The organism is Paenibacillus sp. FSL H7-0323 (assembly GCF_038002725.1).
Taxonomy (GTDB): domain Bacteria; phylum Bacillota; class Bacilli; order Paenibacillales; family Paenibacillaceae; genus Paenibacillus_AQ; species Paenibacillus_AQ odorifer.
Genome location: NZ_JBBODB010000001.1, coordinates 6,388,125 through 6,413,172, shown reverse-complemented (window position 1 = coordinate 6,413,172; position 25,048 = coordinate 6,388,125). Strand labels below are relative to the sequence as shown.

22 protein-coding genes, 1 tRNA gene and 1 pseudogene are annotated in these 25,048 nt (G+C 45.3%); 8 read left to right on the top strand and 16 right to left on the bottom strand.

The window, feature by feature from the left end; genetic code table 11:
- Window positions 1-40 precede the first annotated feature (40 nt).
- The 4 genes from MHH89_RS28685 to MHH89_RS28670 form a co-directional block, all read right to left on the bottom strand.
- Window positions 41-1,201, bottom strand: a complete 1,161-nt coding sequence (locus tag MHH89_RS28685) for a BMP family ABC transporter substrate-binding protein (protein ID WP_036680038.1) — start codon at window positions 1,199-1,201, stop codon at window positions 41-43.
- 254 nt (window positions 1,202-1,455) lie between these two features.
- A complete protein-coding gene (locus MHH89_RS28680) occupies window positions 1,456-2,028 on the bottom strand; it encodes an NTP transferase domain-containing protein (protein WP_175617362.1) in 573 nt (190 codons plus the stop codon).
- Window positions 1,970-3,094: an XdhC family protein gene (locus MHH89_RS28675; protein ID WP_076279512.1), complete on the bottom strand. Its 1,125-nt coding sequence runs from the start codon at window positions 3,092-3,094 to the stop codon at window positions 1,970-1,972. The genes MHH89_RS28680 and MHH89_RS28675 overlap by 59 nt, the downstream gene beginning before the upstream one ends.
- Window positions 3,095-3,189: 95 nt before the next feature.
- Window positions 3,190-4,764: a PucR family transcriptional regulator gene (locus MHH89_RS28670; RefSeq protein ID WP_076279511.1), complete on the bottom strand. Its 1,575-nt coding sequence runs from the start codon at window positions 4,762-4,764 to the stop codon at window positions 3,190-3,192.
- A gap of 458 nt (window positions 4,765-5,222) precedes the next feature.
- Here MHH89_RS28670 and MHH89_RS28665 point away from each other — a divergent pair, with 458 nt between their 5' ends.
- The gene (locus MHH89_RS28665; RefSeq protein ID WP_256716047.1) at window positions 5,223-5,372 is read left to right on the top strand and encodes a hypothetical protein; all 150 of its coding nucleotides are present in this window, start codon (window positions 5,223-5,225) and stop codon (window positions 5,370-5,372) included.
- A gap of 221 nt (window positions 5,373-5,593) precedes the next feature.
- Here MHH89_RS28665 and MHH89_RS28660 read toward each other — a convergent pair whose 3' ends face one another.
- From MHH89_RS28660 to MHH89_RS28645, 4 genes are all read right to left on the bottom strand, one after another.
- Window positions 5,594-5,917, bottom strand: a complete 324-nt coding sequence (locus MHH89_RS28660) for a hypothetical protein (protein WP_341088650.1) — start codon at window positions 5,915-5,917, stop codon at window positions 5,594-5,596.
- A gap of 654 nt (window positions 5,918-6,571) precedes the next feature.
- Window positions 6,572-7,996: an amidase family protein gene (locus MHH89_RS28655; protein ID WP_438357069.1), complete on the bottom strand. Its 1,425-nt coding sequence runs from the start codon at window positions 7,994-7,996 to the stop codon at window positions 6,572-6,574.
- Window positions 7,997-8,114: 118 nt separating this feature from the next.
- Entirely contained in the window at window positions 8,115-9,692 is a 1,578-nt protein-coding gene (gene ggt / locus MHH89_RS28650; RefSeq protein ID WP_341088648.1) for a gamma-glutamyltransferase, read from the bottom strand.
- Window positions 9,693-10,254: 562 nt separating this feature from the next.
- Window positions 10,255-10,632 (bottom strand): PH domain-containing protein, encoded by a 378-nt coding sequence (locus tag MHH89_RS28645; protein ID WP_036680049.1) that lies wholly within the window; start codon window positions 10,630-10,632, stop codon window positions 10,255-10,257.
- A 178-nt stretch (window positions 10,633-10,810) separates the two neighbouring features.
- Between MHH89_RS28645 and MHH89_RS28640 the strand changes: the two genes are divergently transcribed.
- The 3 genes from MHH89_RS28640 (at window position 10,811) to MHH89_RS28630 (ending at window position 13,552) form a co-directional block, all read left to right on the top strand.
- Window positions 10,811-10,978 (top strand): hypothetical protein, encoded by a 168-nt coding sequence (locus tag MHH89_RS28640; protein ID WP_162636617.1) that lies wholly within the window; start codon window positions 10,811-10,813, stop codon window positions 10,976-10,978.
- 120 nt (window positions 10,979-11,098) lie between these two features.
- The gene (locus MHH89_RS28635) at window positions 11,099-13,060 is read left to right on the top strand and encodes an ABC-F family ATP-binding cassette domain-containing protein (RefSeq protein WP_341088647.1); all 1,962 of its coding nucleotides are present in this window, start codon (window positions 11,099-11,101) and stop codon (window positions 13,058-13,060) included.
- Window positions 13,061-13,084: 24 nt separating this feature from the next.
- On the top strand, window positions 13,085-13,552 hold the full coding sequence (locus MHH89_RS28630) for an ASCH domain-containing protein (RefSeq protein WP_076185408.1): 468 nt from the start codon (window positions 13,085-13,087) through the stop codon (window positions 13,550-13,552).
- Window positions 13,553-13,653: 101 nt separating this feature from the next.
- On the opposite strand, the gene MHH89_RS28625 is transcribed toward MHH89_RS28630, so the two are convergent.
- The 4 genes from MHH89_RS28625 to MHH89_RS28610 all read right to left on the bottom strand — a co-directional run bounded on the left by MHH89_RS28625 (window position 13,654) and on the right by MHH89_RS28610 (window position 16,051).
- On the bottom strand, window positions 13,654-13,806 hold the full coding sequence (locus MHH89_RS28625) for a hypothetical protein (protein WP_155288093.1): 153 nt from the start codon (window positions 13,804-13,806) through the stop codon (window positions 13,654-13,656).
- Window positions 13,807-14,008: 202 nt separating this feature from the next.
- The gene (locus MHH89_RS28620) at window positions 14,009-14,626 is read right to left on the bottom strand and encodes an NUDIX hydrolase (RefSeq protein WP_341088646.1); all 618 of its coding nucleotides are present in this window, start codon (window positions 14,624-14,626) and stop codon (window positions 14,009-14,011) included.
- Between the two features lie 33 nt (window positions 14,627-14,659).
- Entirely contained in the window at window positions 14,660-15,613 is a 954-nt protein-coding gene (locus MHH89_RS28615) for an RNA methyltransferase (RefSeq protein WP_076125464.1), read from the bottom strand.
- A 42-nt stretch (window positions 15,614-15,655) separates the two neighbouring features.
- Entirely contained in the window at window positions 15,656-16,051 is a 396-nt protein-coding gene (locus tag MHH89_RS28610) for a winged helix-turn-helix transcriptional regulator (RefSeq protein WP_244886429.1), read from the bottom strand.
- Between the two features lie 115 nt (window positions 16,052-16,166).
- Here MHH89_RS28610 and MHH89_RS28605 point away from each other — a divergent pair, with 115 nt between their 5' ends.
- Both MHH89_RS28605 and MHH89_RS28600 read left to right on the top strand, forming a co-directional pair.
- Window positions 16,167-16,850, top strand: coding sequence for an SDR family NAD(P)-dependent oxidoreductase (locus tag MHH89_RS28605; RefSeq protein ID WP_341088645.1), 684 nt, complete (start codon window positions 16,167-16,169; stop codon window positions 16,848-16,850).
- A 158-nt stretch (window positions 16,851-17,008) separates the two neighbouring features.
- Window positions 17,009-18,364, top strand: coding sequence for a dipeptidase (locus MHH89_RS28600; protein WP_036680069.1), 1,356 nt, complete (start codon window positions 17,009-17,011; stop codon window positions 18,362-18,364).
- A gap of 316 nt (window positions 18,365-18,680) precedes the next feature.
- On the opposite strand, the pseudogene MHH89_RS28595 reads toward MHH89_RS28600, so the two are convergent.
- From MHH89_RS28595 to MHH89_RS28580, 4 genes and pseudogenes are all read right to left on the bottom strand, one after another.
- Window positions 18,681-18,944, bottom strand: a pseudogene (locus MHH89_RS28595) (cation diffusion facilitator family transporter); the annotation flags it as partial.
- A gap of 138 nt (window positions 18,945-19,082) precedes the next feature.
- Window positions 19,083-19,156, bottom strand: a tRNA-Gly gene (locus MHH89_RS28590).
- Window positions 19,157-19,220: 64 nt separating this feature from the next.
- Window positions 19,221-21,347 (bottom strand): putative bifunctional diguanylate cyclase/phosphodiesterase, encoded by a 2,127-nt coding sequence (locus MHH89_RS28585; protein WP_076192986.1) that lies wholly within the window; start codon window positions 21,345-21,347, stop codon window positions 19,221-19,223.
- A 244-nt stretch (window positions 21,348-21,591) separates the two neighbouring features.
- On the bottom strand, window positions 21,592-22,551 hold the full coding sequence (locus MHH89_RS28580) for an aldolase catalytic domain-containing protein (protein WP_170914180.1): 960 nt from the start codon (window positions 22,549-22,551) through the stop codon (window positions 21,592-21,594).
- A 238-nt stretch (window positions 22,552-22,789) separates the two neighbouring features.
- Here MHH89_RS28580 and MHH89_RS28575 point away from each other — a divergent pair, with 238 nt between their 5' ends.
- Window positions 22,790-23,032, top strand: coding sequence for a FeoA family protein (locus tag MHH89_RS28575; protein WP_076218517.1), 243 nt, complete (start codon window positions 22,790-22,792; stop codon window positions 23,030-23,032).
- Complete coding sequence (feoB, locus tag MHH89_RS28570) at window positions 23,029-25,041, top strand: ferrous iron transport protein B (RefSeq protein ID WP_341088643.1); 2,013 nt, start codon at window positions 23,029-23,031, stop codon at window positions 25,039-25,041. Before MHH89_RS28575 ends, feoB begins: the two co-directional genes overlap by 4 nt.
- The last annotated feature ends 7 nt before the right edge of the window (window positions 25,042-25,048 follow it).

The following is a 25,048-nucleotide window of genomic DNA, read 5'->3' as shown; positions in this document are numbered from 1 at the left end:
ACCCATAGATTGTGCACATCTTATTCCCTATTTTTAAACATTATTGCGGGATAGTTCCTTCCACACCTTTTACGAGCCAGTTCATGCCCAGCACTTCCTCCAAGGTCAGCTTCTGACCCTCCTGAACCTTCACATTCCCTTGATTATCTGAGATCGGACCTGTGAAAACCTCAAGCTCACCACTGATAATTTTGGCTTTGGCGTCTTCGACAAGCTTTTTCACATCATCTGGGATCTTGTTCCCGAAAGGAGCCAGCTCCACCATACCGTCAGCCATATCACCGGAATATTGCTCGCTCTTCCAGGTTCCATCCATAACTGCCTGCACAGCTTTTACGTAATACGGCCCCCAATTCCATACCGGATTCGTCAAATAATTGTCCGGAGCGTATTTACTCATATCCGAGTCATTTCCCCCGGCAAAAGCCCCTCGTTCAGCAGCAGCCTGCAGGGTTGCAGGTGAATCCTGATAGGCCAAAAGCACATCCGCCCCCTTATCCAGCAAGCTGATTGCCGCTTGACGTTCAGTCGTCGGGTCATACCATGTATTCGTCCATACCACATTCACCTTTACATCAGGATTGACACTTTGTGCTCCAAGGGTAAAAGCATTCAAGTTATAAATCACTTCGCTGATCGGAAAAGCCCCTACATAACCCAACTGATTATTTTTGGTCATTTTCCCTGCCGCTATGCCGCTCAGATAGCTGGCCTGATAGTTTTTCCCGAAGTAGGTCCCCATGTTCTCTGCGGTTTTGTAACCCGAAGCATGCAGGAACTTCACGTTGGGAAATTTGCCCGCTACATTTAATGTAAAATCCATATATCCGAAGCTCGTTGTAAACACGATGTCGTGTGATTGCGCAAGCTCTGTGATGATTCGTTCGGCGTCAGCACTTTCAGGGACATTTTCTACAAAGTCAGCTTTAATCCCCAGCTCCTTCTCCATATACAGCCGTCCTTGATCATGTTGGTACGTGTAGCCGCCATCCCCTGGAGGTCCGATATAAACAAAAGCAACCGTCGGTTTCTTTGCAGCCGGTTCTGTTGTTGCAGTTGCCTCTGTTGCCGCTGTAGTTGTCGCTGGTGCCTCCGTTGCATTTGTAGAAGTATTATTATTGCTGCCACACCCCACCAAAGCCACCGTCATTAGAACCATTAATGCAAGACAAGATGTTATGAACTGACCCCTTTTTTTCATAATTCTCCTCCTCCAAATCATCTCTCATCATGGCTGCAACCATTAATGTACTTCTACTATACTTAGAGGTGGCCTTGGCGTAAATTTATATAACATACGTTTGTATAGGAATATAAGAATCAGAACTTTTTTTGTGTGTAATGCACTAATTGGTTTTCGTAAGGTGAGTTGCGTGTCATATTATATGACCAAAGGTGGAAAAGGAACACTGTTTCAGATTACTTTTCAGATTACTTTCCAGACTATTCTTTACTTCACTTTCCATTTCTCAGAATCCATTGCTCCTGAATCTCACCAAAATCTTCTTTTGTATCTGCGTCCATGAAATAATGGGCAGACTCAGATTCCAGAACAATCCCCTTATAATCAGGTGAACGCAATATCCCCGCCGCTCCTCGATCTCCATCTAATCCCTGTAGTGCTGGAAACAACGTCTTCGAGAACAAAGCCGGGGGCATAGCCGACCCATTACTGACGCTAGCGACATAATCCATCTCCGGAGATTGTTCAAACGTTTGTATTAGACGGTTCACTAATGCTGTAGTAATAAATGGCTGATCCGCAAGCGCCACAACTACTGCATCGGGCTGTAAAGGCAATACCGCATTAAGGCCGCAGCGCAGTGAAAAAGACAATCCTAGATGTGCGGTTAAGCAAGTTTCGGTACGTCTGGAGCCTTGCGGCTCAATCGCGGGTGGCAGCCATTCCAAGTTGTCATCCGCACGCACTACCACGATTAGCGGTTCTAGATTGCAACGATCCAATTCACTAAGCGCGACGCTCCCGAGGGAGACCTCCTGCGACAATTTCAGTGAAACCTTGGACACGCCCATCCGCCTGCTCTGCCCCGCTGCCAAATATATTCCTGCTACCTTCAATACTATCCGCTCCTTTGGGCAGCTCTCGTGAGCCCACCCTTCTAATTTGAATAATTTCTGCTATAATACTGACCGCAATCTCCTCCGGACCTTCTCCTCCAATCGGCAACCCTACAGGTGCATGCAAAGATGCAGGAGCCTCAAACCCTTCCAGTAAAAGAGATATTCGCGCCTTCGAACCGATAATCCCTATATATAGAGGAGCAAGCGGAATCACACTCTCCAGGAACTGTCTATCCCGCCCAAGTTGATGACTGCAAATCAATACATAATCCTCCCGAGCTACGCCCAATCGCTGAACAACCTCCATGGGGGAACAAATTACTTGTTCAGCTCGAGGAAACTTATTGTGCAAGCTTCCTTCACGCCAATCCGCAACCGCTACCCGAAAGCCAACTCTGTCAGCAAGTTCCGCAATAGGAACCACATCACGTCCCCCGCCAAAAATCACAAGCCGCGGTTTAGGCACGAAAGACGTATGGAATGCTGTCAATTCTGCTGGAGCGGCCATAAAGCGACCTGCCGCTAGGTTTTCTTTTGCCGAGTGGGATAATTTCGGATGTTTCTTGCTCTGCGGCAGTACAATTTCTGGATCCAGCTCCAGCTTATAGGCAAAACCTTTCTCCAATGCTTCGCGGAACAGAATTAGCTTTTCTCCCCTAGCCAATCTGTCACTCGCCTGCACTAAAAGCTTGTAGAGCTGACCCTGCACGGGTTCAAGCACTACTTTGATTTTGCCTCCACAGCCGACAACCTCACCCCAGGACAGATCATCCGGAGACAGCATGTTGTATTCCACAATTTCGGGCAGCCCTCGTTCCCAGATTTCAGAAGTCCGCAGCTGCAGATCGTTTTCCAGACAACCTGGACTCAGGCTCCCAATCGTACCTCCTTCAAAAAACAACATCACCGCTCCGGGTTTACGATACGAGTGTCCCTCCACCTCTATCAGCGTTGCCAGCACCGCAGGCGCCTGATGGGTTTGAATATGCATGGCGATCTCATGTGTATTCACGAGGTACCCCTCCTCCGTGTTTGCATTTCAATCCAGAACTTAGACCTTAGAACTTAGACCTTAGACTTTAAACCTTAGACCTTAGAACTCAGACCTTAGTCCCGTCCGAGCATCCTCCGAAACATGAATACTAACTTCAACCTCATGAGATCATTTATTTTTTTAAAATCGACGTCCAGCAGCTCACTAAGCTTCTCGATCCGGTAGGTAGCCGTGTTTCGATGAATAAACAGTTTCTTAGCCGTTTCATTAACATGACCATCGTTCTCTAGATAAACTTCCAGCGTCCGCAGCATTTCCCTGACATACTCCGGTTCTCGGCTAAGCAACCCTCTAAGACTTCCATTACAATATTTCTCCATAACCTCTGCCGGGATTTGCCCGAGCAGCAGGTTAAGCTCAAGCTGCCGGTAATGCACAACACTCCCTTTTACTCCCCCGCCCTGAAGCATTCCCATACAATCCTTTACCTCGGCAAAAGCCTCCTTCAGCCCCTCCGGCTTCGCTTTACAACTGCTTATCGCAGCTCGCGGATAATATCCCTTATCAAACTTCATGTTGTCAAAACAAAGCTGGATTAGATCCCGAAATTGTTCAGGACGCTGACGATCTCCCGGATATATAGACAAAAGTCCTTGATCTATGATCACATGAATTCCCTTTACTTCCCGCAGCCCGGGATGTTCAAGATATTCTTCTTTTAGCCTGAGTAGCTCCCCTTGGCGTTCTTCCCCAGTCGCAGCTGTATCGGTCAATAAGAGACAAAATGGTAATTGAAGCAGCTCAATCTCCAAATCGAGAGCAGCCTGCGCCAATTCTGTGTAAGATAAATTACCACTCAAACAACGTCTCAGCAATCCGCTAAACTCCCTGTGTTCTGCCTGTTCAAAATAATCTTCGTATCCTGAATGAATATGATATGAAATAAGTTCAGCTCCCTGAACAAACAAACTTTCTTCCATTGGGAGCAATAAAGGGTCGATGGCACAAAACAATAGATATCCGGAACACTTCTCTCCTTGCAAAAGTGGCGTACGGTAGCTCACATGATCTCCCACACGAAAGCGCTGATTCCGTTTCTGCCATGGCCACCCCTCCAGCAGCTGTGAAGGATGGTATTCAGAGTTGTTGTAGATCACATCCCCCCGCGCGCTAACCACCACAAGTGAATGGCCAATCACTTCAGACACCGAGTCAAACAACGGACGGCTGCGGACAGATCTTAAGGCGAATTGCATCAGCTTTTTCTGCTTCTCCATAATGCTCTGCAGAACGTGAGTGCTGCGGCTAAGCTCGGCGCGAAACAGACCATTCATCTGATCCGAAAAAGTAAACTCGAACGGCAGCTGGATTAGAGGGAAGTTAAGACTCTCCGCTTCTGCGACCAGTTGCTCTGGTACTTCATCCCAAAACCGACCCAGCTTAATGCCCAAGGCTGAAGATCCCCGGCGATTTAAAGTCTGCAGCAAGGCAGAGGCTTCCTCCATATTGTCCTTTATCAAATAGGCTGTCGTTAGCAGCATCTCGCCTTCTTTGATCCAATCCGAAATATCGGGGGCATCCATCACATTAATTGACTTCACAATTCGATGTTTCCCTTTAGACCCAGCGATAAGCTTCGCCTCGGACAAAGGATAAATGGACAACGCTTCTTCAACCGTAAGATGCATGCCACCCCTCCTTATTAGGATCAATAGAACCATTTCTGATTTATAATGTTATTTTATGTAACATTATAATTAAAATGAACCGTGTTGAATAGAGGAAAGTTAAAATTTCATGATTATATGTAAATAAACTTAACACAAAATGAACATGGATGATGAATTATGAATTATGAATGATGAATTATGAATGATGAATGATGAATTATTGAACTTTAGCTCATATCGTTCATGTGAACTGTATAAGGGGATTGGAAAATAGTAGGTGGAGTTGAGGGAGGGCTTTCGAGTAAAAACAAGTTTTTACGGGTTCAACATGGGAGTTGATGGGAGGGTATTCTCGGGCCATTCGCATTGGCCATCGGATCGAAGTCACAGGCACACCAGCGCTGCAAGACGGGGAATTGAGCGGTGGAGGAGATCCATACGAGTAGAGATAATACCACCCCACTGTAGCAACTGTGGTGGAGGTACAAGCTCTTATAGATCTACTGCTGCTGGTAGAAGTGGAGGGCTTTTTTGCCCTTCTTTTTGGCTGTTTGGCCGAAATCGCCGAGGTGAAAGGCTTTTTTGCCCTTCTTTTTGGCTATTCGGCCGGAATTGCCGAGGTGTGAGGCATTTTTGCCCTTCTTTTTGGCTGTTTGGCCGAAACTGCCGAGATGAAGGGCACTTCTGCCCTTCTTTCCAGCTATCCAGCCGAAATTGCTGAGGTGAAGGGCACTTTTGCCCTTTTTTTTGGCTACATAGGCGTCTTCGCCACATTCTGCGGGATTTATACCGTTCTTTTAGCTTCTTTAGCCATTCCCCTAGATTCTGCGGGATTTATACTGTACTTTTAGTTACTTGAGCCATTTCCCCCGACTTCTACGGGATTTATACCGTTCTTTTTAGTTACTTGTGCCACTTCCCCGACTTCTGCGGGATTTATCCCGTTCTTTTTAGCTACTTCAGCCATTTCCCCGACTTCTACGAGATTTATCCCGTTCTTTTTAGCTACTTCAGCCATTTCCCCGAATTCTGCGGGATTTATACCGTTCTTTTTAGCTTCTTTAGCCATTCCCCTAGATTCTGCGGGATTTATACTGTACTTTTTAGTTACTTGTGCCACTTCCCCGACTTCTACGGGATTTATCCCGTTCTTTTTAGTTACTTGAGCCATTTCCCCGACTTCTACGGGATTTATACCGTTCATTTTAGTTACTTATGCCACTTTCCTAGATTCTACGGGATTTATACCGTTCTTTTTTAGTTACTTATGCCACTTTCCTAGATTCTACGGGATTTATACTGTACTTTTTAGCTTCTTTAGCCATTTCTCCGATTTCTGCGGGAGTTATACCGTTCTTTTCTCTCCAGCGACGTATTCACTTAATTCCACTGGTCTTACACCACACAATCGAGCGCTGAATTTATCTTTTCACACTACTGCCCCACTATTGAGCTAACTCCAACTGCCTTAGTATTAAAAGCAACTCCACTAGGCTCCCAGGTGTCAATAAAACTAAAAGCAGGAGGGAATGACATGTGCATTTCGTTAATTTGTGAATGAATAAGTGAGTGTGGCGTTAGAGTGTATTGCTAGAATGTAATCCAAGAGTGTATTCCTAGAGTGTATTCCAAGAGTGTACTCCTAGAGTGTACTCCTAGAGTGTACTCCTAGAGTGTACTCCTAGAGTGTATTTCTAGAGTGTATTCCTAGAGGGTAATGGAGGAGTACCAGTTAACAGTAACTAGAAAAGTATCATCAAGATATGTTGTTCAGTACCTTCAGTCTGTTTAGTATCACTTTTTCAAGACCACTGCACCCAGTATCTCAGGACTGCTGCCACACTTCATTCACCCAAGAGAGTAACCGGAGATCCTGACCATGTCCGGCAATAACGGATAATCCCAGTGGCAATCCACTTGTGGAGAGCATAGGTATTGTTACCTGAGGCAAACCCGCCAACCCTGCTATGCAACTCAACATCATCGCACCGCTACGATTCTCCTCCAATTGGCGCAAATCCCCTCCACGCAGCGGCGCTGGTCCCGGAACTGTCGGAATCACAAGACAATTGTCCTCACCTAGCAGCAAGCGCATCTGATTAGAAATCTCTTTTTGCTTACATTTCGCAACACTATGATCCTCTTCCGCCAAACTGGCAGCCCACGAGAATCGCGCTGCAATATCAGGCCCAAAGACTGGTTTCTCGTTCTCAATCCAAACGCCATGAGTTTCCCAAATTTCATTCCCCTGCAATTCTCTAAAAACATCCATCCAGACCCTTAACCCCTCCAAAGCAGTTTCTATCTCCATGAGATGATCTGCCCCGGATCGCAAACAACTTAATCCCTCCGATAAAATAGCTGCATTCTCCAGATTAACCAAAGCCCAGCAGTCAGTAGCAACAAATAAAGTACCCATTGTGTTTTTGTCTTCCATATTCTTTTTTACCTTGTTCTCCGGGCCGATCTCTAAAATTTCCTCCGTACTCTTCTCAATACGCTTCTCCAAAATCGTTTCTAAACTTTCCTTCTGGCTCATTTCTAAATTATTTTCATCAGTCTTCACCATGTCTCCCTCTAGGTTGTTCTCTAAATTTTTAATTACATTCTTCTCTATGCTCTTCCCTACAGTTTCCTCTATACTACTTTCTATTTTCTTCGCCATCTTCACAGATGTACTCCCAGCCACAAGCAACACTTCCCCTACCTTCTGGAGCACATCCAAACGATCTGACATCCAGCCAACGGTATCAAAAGCCGGAGATAATGGAATAACACCTTGAAAATCTACAGCTCCATGCGTTGGTCGAAAGCCATATACTCCGCAATAGGAGGAAGGTACTCGAATTGAGCCACCGGTGTCCGTACCGAGCGCAAAATCAACACTACCAGAAGCTACCGCTACTGCCGAACCACTTGAAGATCCGCCCGGGATACGACCTACAGCACGCGGATTAATCGGCGTTCCAAAATAATGGTTCTCGCCACCCAGACTATACATCAGCTCATCCGTATGGGCAGCACCACGAAGTGTAGCACCCGACAACAGTAAACGATGTACAGCCACCGCATGCTCCGTGGACGGATGGTGGCTATGCAGCCAATCAGGATTACCTGCTGAAGAGCTGTGTCCAGCTACAGCGAATACATCTTTTACTGCAAAGGTCAGTCCATCCAATATCCCGCTACCTAAACTCTCAACCGTAAGCCCAGGATCTATAAACGCACCATACCGATTATCCAAAACCATAACTCCCCCTCCTCCCTTGACCATTACTATTACAATCCCTCTAGTAGCTTTTCGTATCCGTCACCTTTTCTCCTACGATTCCTTCAGAGTCCTTCCGGCCGCTCCATCATTCCTATACCTACCACCCAATCGCCGCACCATCGCAGCGCGGGTCCGTTCCCCCACTGCGGTATCCATTGTCATCTATCGAAATCACGTGTGCGTGACCCATAACCCCATCATAGTCATCTACTTTCCGGACAATATGACCGGCTGCGGCCAAATCTGCCAGCACCTCATCAGCTACCCTGCTCTCCACCTTCAGTTCTTGCGTAGGCTCTCCCCACGTTCTCCCCCACACAAAACGCGGCTCATTCACAGCCGTTTGTGGATTCATGCCATAATGCAGCATCCGTGTAAGCAGTAGAGTTTGAGTCTGTGGTTGACCTTCGCCACCTTGCGTCCCATACAGAATTGCAGGTTTTTCCTGGCGGCAGGCCATCGCTGGCATCAGTGTGTGGAAGCTGCGCTTATGCGGCTCAAGCGTATTGATGTGCCCGGGATCCAGCGAAAAAAACGAACCTCGATTCTGCAGCAAAATCCCCGTATCCCCAGCGATCACGCCCGAACCAAATTCAAAATACAGACTCTGAATAAAAGAGACCGCATTCCCGTCTTCATCCACAACTGCAGCATAAGCTGTATCACTGCCGATAGGCTGACTTGTCAGTTGTGTAGCTTTTTGCATCGAAATCGCAGACGCTAATTGTCCTGCATAACGTTTATCCAGCAGCTGCTCCAAAGGTATAGCACTAAAATCCGGATCCGTAAGCACCCTATCCCGATCGCGGAAACTTAACTTCAACGCTTCAACAAGCAGGTGATAATATTCATACGATCCATGCTCGATTGCTTCAAAATTGAAATACTCCAACATATTAAGACTCATTAGTCCTGTGAAACCTTGAGAGTTAGGCGGCACTTGGTACACCGTATGCCCGTGATAATCCGTATGAAGCGGCTCGCCCCACTCGCCCTGATGATCCGCAAAGTCATCCCGAGTCAGATACCCGCCAGATGCCAGCATAAAGTCACAGATGTCCTCCGCAATCTTTCCCTTATAAAAAGCATCCCGCCCACCCGCCGCCAATGTCCGCAGGGTGGCCGCCAGCTGTTTTTGCTGGAATCGCGATCCAGCACAAGGAATCACGCCGCCTGGCGTGTAAATCGCTGCCGCCTCCGGTGACAGCGCAGAGCCCGCAACAGCCGTGTTATTCCGCTGATCCGGCGACAGCGGAAACCCCTCCAAAGCGTAACCAACGGCAGGCTCCAGTACTTCCGCCAGCGTAAAGCGGCCATACTTACTCAGTATGGCATCCCAACTGTCCGCCATCCCCGGCACCGTAATGGCGCTGCGAATCCCCCGCCGCGGGATGAAAGCTTCCCCGGCGTAGCTGCTTCTGCGGACTCCGTACCCGGAGCGCCCGCTTCCGTTATAGGCCCGAACACGCGCCTCTTGCGTGTTATAGGTCAACCAAAAGGAATCTCCGCCTAGCCCCGTCATATGTGGATATACTACAGCTAATGTCGCACTGATCGCCACCGCTGCATCAAAGGCATTCCCCCCTTTTTCCAGCATACGTGCACCAGCAGCCGAGGCTAAATAATGGGGGCTAACTACCATAGTTTTTGTGCCTATTACGGGTTTCTCCGCCATGTCCCATCCCCCTATGTTTTACGGTTTTTTCCGCCATGTCCCAACTCCTTATTTTTTTGCGGCCGGTTTCTCCATCATATTCAATCTCCTATATTCTGCGGCAGGTTCCTCTGCGAGCCCCCTATAACTTCTGGTTTAATTAGTGTCATTTAACATTACACGAAAATCCTTTGTCAATCGGTTACGCTGAAACGCAAAATAAACCTCTTCTTTTTGTGAGCTATGCACAAATAAGAGGTCCTCTTTGTTTAACCTTGTAGATTCACGCCTACGAATATTATAAAATCATTTTAATTACAGGGAGCTGCATACACCCATGGCGTACTACCGTGACCTTTTGCCACCAAATCGCTACCTATCTCGAATATATATAGTCACCTTTTGCCGCCAAATCGCTACCCATCTCGAATATATATAGTCACCTTTTGCCGCTATATAGCTACCTATCTCGGTTATGTCTTGTGGCTGCCTATCTCAGATATATCTAGCTGCATCTAACCTTAGTAATCTTAGCCACTTTTACTTAGGGGGGGCTTGTGCTTTGGAACACCGAATAAACAATTTATTTTAAAATATATTGCGATAACACGGCCTGCACCTCGTAAATATTTACGGATTTATTGAAGGTCTTCTTCACCGGAAGCGTGCTGCTGGAAATGTAGATACATAGCTCCGCATCCAGATCAAAATGCCCTGCCGTCTCCACGGAATAATGCGAGATGCTTTTGTAAGGGATCGAATGATATTCTGTTTTTTTGCCCGTCAGACCTTGTTTATCCACCAAAATAAGCCGCTTGTCCGTAAAAATGAACATATCTCTAATCAGCTTATAGGCGCGTTCAATTTTCTCCTGAGGGGCAAGAATTTGTGCGTATTCCCGCTGGACCTCCGTAAGATTCACTTGCGATGCATTGCCCATTAACCCGTCAAAAAGTGCCATATCTCTTCCTCTTTTCATCCGTTAAATTTAGCCACTTGCCCCCCACTACAGAACCATATTATTCTATTTTTTATATTCTATGCTGTGTAAAAATACTCTCTGACATCTTTTTACTTGCTTATTCTTTGATTTTTGATTACACTGTCATTAAATTTACTAAGAGAGGGGTGTGGAAGGAATGGATCACAATTGGACCAACAGTGTTATGAGTCGGCTACCTAAAGCGATAGCTGGCATTGCTCATGTAAATGGCGATAACGGGAGAAGTCTGTCCATTTGTATGAATTTAATAACACTACACAATTGTGAAATGCCTTTCCTGCCATCACCCGGACGGATCAGTTAACCGGAGAATGATAAGGCCGTGGGGAAATTTCCCTACGGTCTTTTTTTATGGTTTTTCACAGGATTTCGGAGCCATTTAGGGTACTGGCGGTGCGAAGGGCATTCTTAAAGGAGAATATATATGATCATCCAATGCCAAAATGTTCAAAAATACCACGGGGCACAACTCGTGCTGAATAGCATTACCTTCGATATCCGCCAAGGGGAAAAAATTGGCCTGATCGGCCGCAACGGTTGTGGCAAAACGACACTATTCCACCTGCTGAACGGGGAAGAACGTCCCGATGAAGGGCAAATCTCGATACGCAAAGGTAGCGTAGTAGGCCTGCTGGCTCAAATACAAGAAGTTAGCGAAAAAGAAACCGTATATGATGTTCTACAGCGCAGCTTTGCTGAACCTTTGCAATGGCAGCACCGCCTGCGGGAGCTTGAGCTGGAAATGTCCAGCTTTAACAGCGGAACGGATGAAACCCTCTGGAATCGGCTGTTAAAAGAATATGGCAGCTTGCAGGATAAGTTCGAGGCCGCCGGAGGTTACGAGATCGAATCCTCTATTCAGCGCGTAGCCTCGGGTCTCGGGATCGGAACCGGACAATACAGCCGACTGTTCGCCTCTCTTTCAGGAGGAGAAAAAACAAAAGTCGGACTTGCGGAGCTGCTGCTACGCCGTCCAGACATCCTTCTACTGGATGAACCAACCAATCATCTCGATATGAATGCCATCGAATGGTTGGAGCAATTTTTACAGAGTTATGATGGAACAGTGCTGGCGATCTCCCATGACCGCTACTTTCTGGACGCTGTAGTCAAGAAAGTCATCGAGATTGAAGATGGCGAGGCTTTTACCTTCCACACCAACTACAGCGGCTATCAAGTGGAGAAGGAAACACGACTTCTTCAACAATTTGCTGATTATCAAGAGCAGCAGAAAAAAATAAAACAAATGCAGGAAAGCATCAAACGTCTCATTGAATTTGGCAATCGCGGGACTCCTCCTAACCCTTCCTTTTACCGGAGAGCAGCATCCATGCAAAAAGCACTGGATCGTATGGTGAAGGTTAAACGTCCCATTCTGGAGCGCAAATCAATGGATTTGCAGCTACAGCAAAATGACCGTTCCGGTAATCAGGTTGTCATTTTGGAGGATATCGGAAAAGCATATGGTCAGCGAAGCCTTTTCAAAGAGGCAAACGAAGTGCTTCGCTACGGAGAGACTACGGCACTCATCGGCGGTAACGGGGCAGGTAAAAGTACACTTTTAAGAATTATTTTAGGGCAGGAAACCCCGGACAGCGGAAGCTGTACACTCGGTTCAAGAACTGTGGTCGGCTACCTCGCACAAGAGGCTGTTCCGGAAAATAACAAACAGTCTGTACTCCGCTACTTCCGCGAAGAAGCTGGACTTGAAGAAGGTGAAGCTCGCGGGCAGCTTGCACGTTTCCTATTCTATGGTCCCGATGTATTCAAAGACATTACGAATCTGTCCGGTGGTGAATGGACCCGCCTGCGTTTCGCTGTACTAATGCATCGCAAGCCAAACCTGCTGATTCTCGATGAGCCGACCAATCATCTGGACATAGATTCTCGTGAAGCACTCGAAGAAGCATTAGAGGAGTTTCCAGGCACAGTTCTGGCGGTATCTCATGACCGTTATTTCATCAATCGTCTATTTCACAAACTATGGTCCATTGAAGACGGGCGGTTTGGAGTGTTTAACGGAAACTATGAATATTACAAGGAAAAACAAGCTGAAAAAGCATTATTAGCTCCCTCTTTTGCGGATCAAGCTAAACCTTTCTCTGCAGAACGAACAAGTTCAGGCTCTGATAAGCCTCAATCTAACAATTCAGGGAAAGAAACCAACGCTAAATCCTCCAGTTCCCGTAGGAAAAACACCACCTTCGACTGGGAAACGGCCATTGCAGAGGTAGAGAAACGCCTTGGCGTGATCGATGCCAAGATGTTAGAGCCCCTGATCAGCAGCGATGCAGTTGAACTTGCTGAACTGCAACAAGAACGTGATGCGATACAGGAACAGTTGGATGAGCTCTATACAGGATGGATGGAGACAACTGATCTATAAATTGATCTATAAGGAGATGAGCATATGAGCAACAAAGAGAAAATTAAGTTGTTATGGAAAGAATATACCCAGCTTCATCCACAAACAGCGGATAAATATGACGCCTGGGCCTTTGGTGACAGTCCCCAGATGGCCGATAAACTGCTCGATCTGGTGATTCGTGGGATCAAGACAGGAACTGCTTCAAATTATGATATATTTGAAACTTGTGACGAGACGTTTCCGCAAGTTGGCGGGCACAGTATCGTGCTGGATGGTTCTGGTGATCCGCAGGCAATAATTATTACTACAGAGGTACAAATTATACCTTTTGATGAGGTTAGCGCTGAGTTTGCCTATACTGAAGGAGAGGGTGACCGGACGCTTAAGTCATGGCGTCATGATCATGAGCAGTTCTTCACCCGAGAATCCTTAAAATTCTTAAACAAACCCTTTGATCCAAAGATGAAAGTTGTTTGTGAGAATTTTAAAGTGGTATATACAAAAGGCTAAGATCTTCAGAAAACGCAAAAGGCTGTCTCTTCCACAAGGAAGGGACAGCCTTTTGTGTATACTATAAATTCAACAGAATTAGATCCTCATTAATTTATGGTTTAGTGCCAAAATCCCAAAATCCAGCCAATAACAGAGATCCATAACGGAATGCTGATTAAGATACCCCAAACCAGCCCAGTGGCAATATTGCCTTCTGCAGGACGCACCACATTTTCCTGTTTCAATGGAATGCTCAATTCTTCTTGTTCCATGCGATCCCCTCCTAAAATATCTTATCGTCACAGTAGAGGAAAAAATGTAGACCGCTCGACCCAAAAAATTAAAATTTTGAATTTTGGTAGATATAAAGGCTCAGCGGCCAAACCGTTGTAAGTGCTTACATATTAGATATTAACCAAATTTTGAATAATTAAAAACTTAAATTTGCGGAAGTCATACAGTATATGCAGATTCTTAGTCCAATATTACTACTTTTTCCGGATTTCGTAAATATTCAAACATCGTCCGAATCTGTGCCTCTGTATTCCGCTCTGCTGAGAGCCCAGGCAGCTTATCTTCTGCAAAAAAAGAAACTTCGCTTGTCTCTACCCCTTCCATTGCCTCTCCGCCCACAATGCGGCATAAAATAAAGAACTTATACACGTGATAAGGCTCCGGTGGATGGTTATGAAATTTCTTATCTAATACAGCCAGTAAGCGAACTGCTTCTGCCTCAAAACCCGATTCCTCTTTGATTTCTTTCACAACAACCTCACTCGGGGACAGTCCAATGTCTCCCCAACCACCAGGAAGCGCCCAATTCCCGTCCAACTTCTCGCGAACAAGTAGAATTTCATCCTCCCGGAATACAACACCACGGACATCAACTTTTGGAGTAGCATAACCCCCTTCACCCGCAAAGGAGAGTCTAATTCTCTCCTTGCTTTCGAAGGTATAATTAGCGAGGATATCTACACTGAGCTCCCGCAAAGCTTGATATCGTTCTATATCATAAACATCCTTAGCATAAGTTAATCCAGTCTGTGCGATGGCCTGAATTTCTTTGGCCCACGTTAACCATTTCTGCTCCATTGCTGCACCCCTTTTTCGGTACCATGATTAGGATTACTGGCAAAGCATTAAATGACGCGAGAAGGCTCCTTTTTTAGCTTCACAACGGTCTATGATTGTAAATCCAGCTTCAGTGATCATCTCGTCCATCGGTTCAATCGCAACGATAACCACCCGATCTGCAATCCGGCGCGCATTCACTAGAATCGCGAACTGCTCCTCAGGTGTAATACTAGAATATAGATTATATGGCATATCTACAATGGCTACATCGTAATGATCAGTGATATCCGCAATATCCCCAAGCGTTACCTCACTGGTGAATCCAAAATGGGCAATATTTGTTCTCGCACCGGTAGCAATCATAGGGTTAATATCACGTCCAACCATATCGATTCCCATTGACAAGGCTTCTACCATTACAGTTCCAATACCACAGCAAGGATCTATAGCACGTATACCTTCAGGATTCGGAATAGCCATATTAACCGCGGCACGGGCAACACGTGTACTAAGCGCGATAGAATAGCTGCGTGGCTTCTTCATTTGGCGGAACCAAGTTGCCTTGTTTTTATGATAAGATCCGAAGTACCAGCGTCCACCCAGCGTAACAATGCCGTATACCAGCTCCGGATGGTTAACATCCGCTTCTCCTTCAATCCGCAACCCAATTTCCCGCTCGATCACTCTGCGCTCATCATACTCTATTTTGTCTGCAGGGCCCAGATCGTTGGTCTTCACAAAAATAACCTTAAACGTCTTGCCGCCAAGCTCCACCTGCTCCGTTTGATCATAAATCTCAGGCAGACTATCCCCTTCATACATTACATCTATCCGCTCTTTAATGAAGGGACTGCGGCTGACATCCACTTCAACCTCACTCTTAAAAAGAGCAGTCGGCACCTGCTCGCCAAAAAGACATCGCAGCTCCATCTGACACAGCGATAACTCGTCCTCTGAACAGGTGTAAGTATAAATAAATGTGTTGGTTCCACTTTCCGTATGCAATATAATCCATCCTCTATCCCAGTGAATTGTTCTGCTGTCTTGTTACTCCTGTGTGTCGTGCTGGTGGTCATAATCTATACGCGCTTTGGCGATCTTCCCATTGTTTTTGTTGACCCAGTCCACAAGCGAGGTTAAAGGTCCCAACAATGATTCTCCTATGCTCGTCAGACCGTATTCCACAGTCAGTGGGACTGTAGGCGTCGCCTTACGCCAAACTAATCCATCCCGTTCCAAATGGCGCAGGGTCTGGGTCAGCATCCGTTGTGATATCCCTCCAGAGCGCCTTTGCAACTCTTTGAACCGCAAAGCTTCAGCACCTAAATTGACTATGATCAGTACACTCCATTTGTCTCCGACCCTGTCCAGAATCTGGCGGGTAATGGAGCAATCCTCCAGCATCGGCATGAACCGGGTGGGTTCTTCCTTTGAATGTTCCAACTGTGGTTACCTCCATGTAACTTAAGCATGTAATAGTGCCTTCTTGTCCCTCAAGCCTATTCAGCTTATCATGGTTACTGTTAGTAATCAACAACCGGAAAGGAACTAATAAATCATGAAAAAGACCATTGCCATCATGGGTGCTGGACCCGGCCTAGGACTCTCAATCGCCAAAAAATTCGGAGCCAACGGATTTCAAGTGGCATTAATCTCTCGAAATGAAGAGAAGCTGAACACCCTTGTTCAGGAACTGCAAGCACTAAATATCGAGGCTGCTGCTTTTCCTGCCGACGTATACAATAAAGAACAAGTAGCCACAGCCTTCGATAATATCAAGAAAAAATACGGCTTTATCGATGTGCTCGAATTCAGCCCGACAAGTGGAAATTACCTTCCTACTCCTGCTTCACAAGTAACCGAAGAAAATGCACAGGATGCCTTTCAGGCACTGGTTGTAGCCGCTATCCGCAGCGTAGCACAGGTATTGCCTGAGATGCTGGAGAAACGCAGCGGCGCACTGCTGTTCACAACCGGATTGTCCTCCGTCTATCCCATGCAGATGATGGGTAATGTTGGCATTGCGCTTAGCGGATTAAGAAACTACGCACTTAACCTGCATGCAGATTTGGCTCCACAAGGAATCTATGTAGGTCATTTAGCACTTGGTGTATTCATTAAACCCGGCACTGCTACAGATCCAGGACTCATCGCTGATGTTTGGTATGAGATGTATATGGACAAAAGCAAAACTGAGGATACTTTTCCCCAAGGTGTGACACCGGCTACAATCATCTGGTGAGAGGTTTGCCCCATCGCTTTTGATCCATAGTGAGTTCTCCAGTATAATGGTTCCTATAGAATGCTAAACAAGACGGTCACGCATGGCCAATAAGCTTATGCCCAGGCGCTTACAAAGCCGGTTTTGCGCAGCAAAACTTAAGGAGGTACATACTCACTATGTCATACGAAACTTATTTTTCAACCCACCGGGATGAACATCTCGAAGAACTAAAACAATGGCTCAGAATTCCAAGTATTTCTGCCTTATCTGAACATAAGGACGATGTACTGAAGGCAGCCCATTGGCTGACAGACACCCTGAAAAAAGCCGGACTTGAGAACATTGAGTTGCATCCGACAGCGGGACATCCCGTTATATATGCCGATTATCTTCATGCTCCAGGCAAACCAACCATTCTCGTGTATGGTCACTACGATGTACAACCAGTAGACCCATTAAACCTATGGACCACACCTCCATTTGAACCAGAGATTCGTGATGGCAAGCTTTATGCACGCGGAGCAACAGATGACAAAGGACAAGTATTCGTTCACCTCAAAGCCATTGAGGCGATCCTGAAACAAGAAGGTACTCTTCCTGTGAATCTCAAGCTTTGCATCGAAGGGGAAGAAGAAATCGGCAGTGTGAATCTGCCTCCGTTCCTTGAAGCCAATAAAGAAAAGCTCGCTGCGGATGCGGTGTTAGTCTCCGATACATCCCTATTGGAACGCGGTCGTCCTGCCATCTGCACTGGGTTACGTGGACTAGCTTCCCTTGAAGTTGATGTAACTACCGCTTTGACAGACCTGCACTCCGGTTCTTACGGCGGCGGTGTTCCGAATGCACTGCATGCCCTAGTATCTTTACTAAGCTCGCTTCATGACGACAAAGGACGTGTATCTGTAGACGGATTCTATGATGGTGTTCCTGAACTTTCCCCAATGCTGCGGGAAGAATTCGTGAAGCAAGGTGTGAATGAAGATAAAATCCGCGAAGGTCTTGGATTGGAATCGTTATACGGGGAAGAAGGTTATTCCTTTGTAGAACGGATTGGCGCTCGTCCTACGCTTGAGCTTAACGGCGTATACGGCGGTTTCCAAGGGGAAGGCAGTAAGACGGTTATCCCTAAAGAAGCCCATGCGAAGATTACCTGCCGCCTAGTAGGCGATCAGGATCCACAGCATATCCTCGATGCCGTTGAAGCACATCTGAAGGCTAATATTCAGACCGGAGCGAAAGTGCATGTTAAGCAAATGGAGAAGGCACGTGCCTTTAACATCGATCCGTCGAATCCTATTCTGCAAACTGCAGCAGACGCATATGGCAAAGTATATGGAACCCGTGCCCTCTTCACCAAAGACGGCGGCTCCATTCCGATCATGGAGAGCTTCTCCCGTGTACTGGAAGCACCTGTCGTTCTGATGGGCTTTGGTCTCGATGATGAGAACCTGCATGCACCGGATGAGCATTTCAACCTGGAGAACTTCGACAAGGGATTACTCACCATTGTTGAGTTCCTAAAGACTGTATAAGCTCCCTACAAACAATTAAAGCCAGGTTCCCTAAATTGGGAGCCTGGCTTTTTAGTATGCGGCCAAACAAAAGAGCATCATTGCTTAGTCCATTTATAAAACCACCATACCATTGCTATCACCATTATTATTAAAAGAAAAATCAGACTTTTAACTGAGCTACTTATTATTAAAGGTCTTAAATAAGCGATCATTATCCGTCCCCCATATAGAATGAATATAAAAGAGATATAATCACCATATCACTTAATACAAAATATTGAAATAGCAGAGAAACTCTGTGCTTAATCACCATTATTAGCCTTCATGTAATATCTCCAGCAACAAAAATAAGCAACGTTTCAATCGTCCCTGAGATATTCTCCACTTTGCCATGACCATAAGGATGAGCTTTATCCGCAGAGCGACTCGACCATCGGACCGAGAAAAAAGCAATCAACGAAGCAACTAAATCTAAGGAGGAGTAGATCGCTTCCGAGATAATTGCTACTGAACCTGTAAGTACTCCGACCATAAGCTTTAAAGAAACGATAAATGTATAGCTAAGTACAGATAGGAACGCATTCTTTGCACCATTCAAAAGTTTCACAACCTTGTACGCTATATTAAAGTTTTTCCATTAGGCAAATAGCATAAACAAAAAAATCCCACCAACCATTAATAGGCTGATGGGATATAAAAAAACCCTTGCATCGCAAGGATTTGGAAGTTTGAATTATGGAGCGGGTGATGGGAATCGAACCCACGCTATCAGCTTGGAAGGCTGAAGTTCTACCATTGAACTACACCCGCACTAGAAATTGAATACAAGAGATATTGTATCATCCCTACAAGTAAAAATCAACATTTTTTTAGTTTACAGGGAAGCGCCGAGGGGTGCCTTTTTTAAAAATATCGCCTCAAACTCTGCTGGTTGAATAGGTTTGCTGAACAGAAATCCTTGAGCTTCATGACAATGCTGCTCACGCAAAAACTGCAGCTGCTCCTTGTTCTCAACACCCTCAGCCGTAACCTTCAGCTTCAAATGATGCGCCATAGAAGTGATTGTAGAGACTATAGCAGCATTGTTGCTGTCCTCCATAACCTCTGATACGAACGACCTGTCGATTTTCAATCTGTCGATTGGCATGTTCTTTAGATAATGCAGGGAGCTGTAGCCTGTACCAAAATCATCAATACTGATGAAGACACCAAGCTCTTTCAGACGTTTCAGCTGATCAAAGGCTGTTTCTTTATCCAAGGTCATACTCTCAGTAATCTCAAGGTCGACATAACACGGATCTAATCCAATGTCGGTTAAGATGGTATGAATCCTCCCTGCTAGATTAGGCTGAAGGAATTGCCGCATAGATAGGTTGATGGAGACGCAAATCGGCACATAGCCGGCCAGCTGCCATTTTTTATTCTGCAGACAAGCTGTTTTGAGTACCCATTCCCCAATCGGAACAATGAGTCCACTCTCCTCAGCTAACGGGATAAATTCCGCAGGAGAGACCAGACCACGTTTCGGATGATTCCAGCGGAGCAGAGCTTCCATTCCTACGATCTCTTCCGTCTCCAGCAAAACCTTTGGCTGATACACCAGAAAGAATTCATTGCGTTCAAGCGCTCTGCGGAGGTCATTTTCCAGCTTTAGACGTTCCTTTGCTTTCATCTGCATAGCTGGGATATACCGGCGAATCTCCACTCCCTGTTCCTTGGCATTATGTACAGCCGTATCAGCATTCTGAATTAGATGTTCCGCAGTTTCACCGTCACCGGGATAAATACTTAACCCCATACTAAGCGAAATATGGTACTCCCCCGACTCTAAGGCAATAGGTACCTCAAACAATCGATGCAGCTCCGTAGCTCGTACCAAACATTCTCCAAGACTTGCTCTCTCCATCATAAGAAAAGCGAACTCATCCGCCCCCATACTATAAAGCTCTTCAGTAGATTTGGCCTCATTCACAAGCCGCTCAGAAACTAGCTTCAATAAATGGTCTCCGGCAAAATGGCCCAGGGAGTCATTTATATTCTTGAAATGATTAATATTCATAATAGCTAACGCTGAGAATTTATCGCTCGTTTTCTTCTCTCCAGCAATAATCATCTCTTCTACACGCTGCGTCAGACGACGTCTATTGGGAAGTCCCGTTAAATCATCATGATAGGCTAAATAATTGATCCGCTCCTCAGCCAACTGCTTTTCGTAAAAAGGTTCTTCAATCGTCAGACGATATACTCCGGTAAGCAGCAAGTAGTAAGCAACTCCGCTACACACCATTCCAAAAAGATCATCTATATTGCCACTACTGAATGGACTCATAAAAAAGGCTTGGCCCAAAGAGAAAAAGATAAGTGCTCGAATAATAATAAGCAGTGAGGCTGACTTTTCACTTTTTTCAGGAAATACAATAACTGCAACACCTGCCAAGTAAACAAAAAGAACTGCTAAATCAGCAATCTGCTTCAATGGATTCATCCAAGGCTTAGTTAATAACTGAGGCAACGCCGAGTGGCTGAAAATAAACAAAACAATGGAAAGCACAATCAACATGAAGGCTATTCTAAACAATTTTCTTTTTTCAGAGACAGACACGGGCTTATCTTCCCTGCTAAAAATAAACAACATTCCTAAACCGCTGATTAGTCGTGAGAGGGTTCGCAGCCACAACGATTCTTCAAAAGTTATGAATGATGAAATCAACGGGACGCCGACAAAACCCAGTGTATGCAAGAAATCAATAATACATATTCCACCAAAAAGAGCAGCGGCATATAATCTTCCTTTAGATAATCTGCTAGAGAAGAATAACCAGCCCTGTGCAAATATTGCAAATCCAAAAGCAACATTACAGCAGCCGACAATGAGATAGAGAGAAGAAATAATATCCCAATCGTCCAATCGGTTAAGCGATGTATGGAAAATTTGAATTAAAAGGAACAGCAAGGCGCCTACAGCAGCTGCTTGAATTGTCTTTTTCTCTTCTTGTCTCATAAGTCCCTCGCGTCTGAAAATAATATCTATTAATTAACATTCAAGTATAGTTATGTCCTATGTATAAATATCGGCGGGATAGGACTTTTAAGTTACATTTCTTTTATGGGCATTCAAATGGAAGGCGCGTTTATAAGTTATATATTCATAAATCTTGCATAAATATAAACCATTTTCTGCTAGCAGGCAACCAAAAAAGCACTTCCCCCTACGAAAGGGTTCAGTGCTTCTAAGAAACTCAAGTTTATTTGTCACCAAAGGTTACTTCTGGTGTTGTAAGCTTATCAAAAAAATCAACGGATTTATCCTTGTCTGCAGATGCACGAAGTGCCATTGCTGAACGTGGATGCTCATCAAGTGTACCTGTGATCATATAAGGAATGATATAGCCCCACTCCTCTTTCTCACGCAAAGGAATCATCAGGCGTTCAATAATATCAAGCACAGGGCGCAAGGAGTAACGTGTATTCTTCAAATGAGTTACTAACAGCTCTGTAGGGCAATTTCCTGCAGCTCGTCCCATTCCATAACAAGAAGCATCCAGTAACTCTACACCATTCTCAGCAGCAATCAACGTGTTGGAGAACGCCAACTGAAGATTATTGTGAGTATGTACGCCTAGACGTTTGTTTGGCAGATGTGTCTTGAACTTCTCAACCAGATAATTCATGTCATTGTGATCCAAGCTGCCGTATGAATCTACAATATATACCACATCAACAACGCTCTCACGGATCATTTCAAAAGCTTCCAACAATTCATTCTCCATAACATTAGACAAAGCCATAATGTTGATCGTTGTCTCATAGCCTAGATCATGGAAAGTTTGTACCAATTGCAGGGCTTTCTCTACATCTTTGCTGTAGCATGCCACACGAATCAAATCCAGCATACTTTCGCTGCGGGGCAAAATATCATTCTCATCCACGCGGCCGATATCAACCAAAGCAGATAGCTTGGTGTGACCTTTTTGCGGAATCACTTTACGCAGGAAATCATCGTCCAGAAAACGCCATGGTCCGGCACCCTCTGCTCCTTTGAGCAATTTTGGTGAATTTTTATAACCGATTTCCATATAATCAACACCAGCTTCATTCAAGCCGGCATATAAGTTTTGTACAAATTCCACACTAAAATCCCAGTTGTTCACTAGGCCCCCATCTCGGATGGTGCAGTCAACAATCTTACATTGATTAGTCTTCATAATTATCTCCCTTCAACTATTGCAATCATTATAACCGCGAATATAGCTTTACTATGCAATTTATATCGTATAATCATACTTTAATGAAGAATAAAATGTAAAGGAATTTCATCTTCTTCTCTTTAATGCTATTACCACATCGTGTCAGCGACAATGATCACAGTAAATAAGCCCTAAAAATGCTACATTACAAGAAAATCATTGAGATTGATTATCAGTCTCTTTTGGAGGGATAAAAATGGCTTCTACCTCTTGCTCATTACTGCGACTACAACCGGGTTCGACTGGATGTATTCATAAAATAGAAGGAATCAACCCCATCCTGCGTCGTCGTCTGGCTGATCTTGGAGTGTCCGAGGGTGTAAGCATTCGCCTGAAAGGAAAAGGACCTTTTTTAGGACCTATTACCTTGGAATGCAATGGACAACTGTTCGCCATCCGCCGGAAGGAAGCTTCATTGATTGAGGTGAACGTGTCTTGAGTTCAATAGCACTTGTAGGTAACCCCAATACAGGTAAAACCTCTCTCTTCAATACATTGACCTCCTCATACGAATATGTTGGTAACTGGTCTGGGGTAACGGTAGAAAAGAAGATCGGCAGCCTGAAGAACGGCGCTGGCAAGCTCATTGATTTGCCGGGCATTTATTCCTTGCACCCACTCTCACGTGATGAGGGAGTTGCTGCCCAGTATTTAATAGAAGAATCTCCTGAAGCCTTAATTAATATCGTGGATGCTTCACAGCTGGAACGAAATCTGCTGCTCACGCTTCAATTACTTGAGTATGGCAAACCTACCTTACTCGGACTGAATATGATTGACGTCGCTAATGCACGTGGAATTCGCATCAATCATGAAGTCTTACAATCACGACTGGGTATAACTGTCCTCCCGCTTGTTGCAAGAACGGGAAAAGGCTGCGCACAAGTCCTCAGTATTTTAGAGAAATCCTCTGCGATTCCCGCTGTAAAGTTCAAGTTAAACTACGGTGAGATTGTAGAGCATGCGATATCTTCTATAGAAAAGGAATTACTTCCTATCAAGGACTTACCCAATCACCGCTGGATTGCTCTACAGCTTATGGAGCAGAATCCGGTTATTCTTCATTTTCTAAAGACACGTATGGACACCACCCGCCTGCTAAATATCTGTGAATCCTGTCAGAGTGAGCTACAGATCAAAAAGCTGGCCCTGACGCTCCCCCAATGGATTCGCTCACAGCGGATGGATTATATCCACTCCATTTGTGAGGTTGTACTTGATACAACAACGCAGAAGCCTCATAACTTAACAGAAAAATTAGATTCCATATTGACGCATCGTTTTCTAGGACTGCCCTTATTTATCTTCTTTATGTATGCTCTCTTTAAGACCACATTTGACTGGGTCGGCGGACCTCTATCAGATCTCCTCGATGGCCTGATCTCCGGACCGATTAGTGATGGAGCCAATTCCCTGCTACAGACGCTTGGAGCATCCAGCTTCACCCATGCCCTGATCGTCGAAGGATTAATTAGCGGTGTAGGGGGCGTCCTCGTCTTTGTCCCGCAAATCTTCATTCTCTTCCTGATCATTTCCTTCTTGGAGGATTCAGGATACATGGCTCGGGTTTGCTTATTAATGGACAGCACGATGGAACGTATGGGACTAAACGGAAAAGCATTTATTCCATTCATCATTGGCTTTGGCTGCAATGTACCTGCCATAATGGCGGCGCGCAGCATCGAACAGCCCAAAGACCGAATGCTGACCACATTGCTAATGCCGCTGATGTCCTGTTCTGCGAGACTGCCTGTTTACGCTTTATTCGCAGCTGTGTTTTTTCCGGCGCAAGAGGCCGTAGCAGTTCTGTCCATGTATGTGATGGGTATTGTGTTTGCGCTGATTCTTTGTAAGGTATTCTCTAAATATTTATTCAAAAATGAATCCTCAGTTTTCATGATCGAGCTTCCACCTTATCGCATGCCGCAGATCAAGACCTTATCGCGCAGCACTTGGGAAAAGGGCAAAGGTTTCCTGCGAAAAGCTGGAACTATTATTCTTGCAGGCTCAGCAATTATTTGGTTTATGTCTTATGCCGGTCCTGGCGGGTTTGATGTGGACATGGATCACAGCTTCCTGGCTAAGTTTGGAGGTATGATCGCCCCGCTACTGGCACCGCTTGGTTTCGGAACATGGCAGGCTGGCTCTACATTGGTTCCGGGTTTTTTGGCAAAAGAGGTCGTAGTCTCTACCATGAATATCATCTATCATGCACCAGATGCTGCTGGTTTAGAAAATCAAATTTCTCAAGTCTTCACACCATTGAGTTCGATCAGCTTTATGGCCTTTATCCTGCTATATATTCCTTGTTTGGCTACTGTAGGGGTAATCAAAAAAGAAACAGCGTCTTGGAAATGGACCTTCTTCTCCATGGGCTATTCTCTCGTTCTGGCGTATATCGTATCTTTAATTATTTTTCAAGGCGGACGGTTATTAGGATGGTCGTAGACTTGTA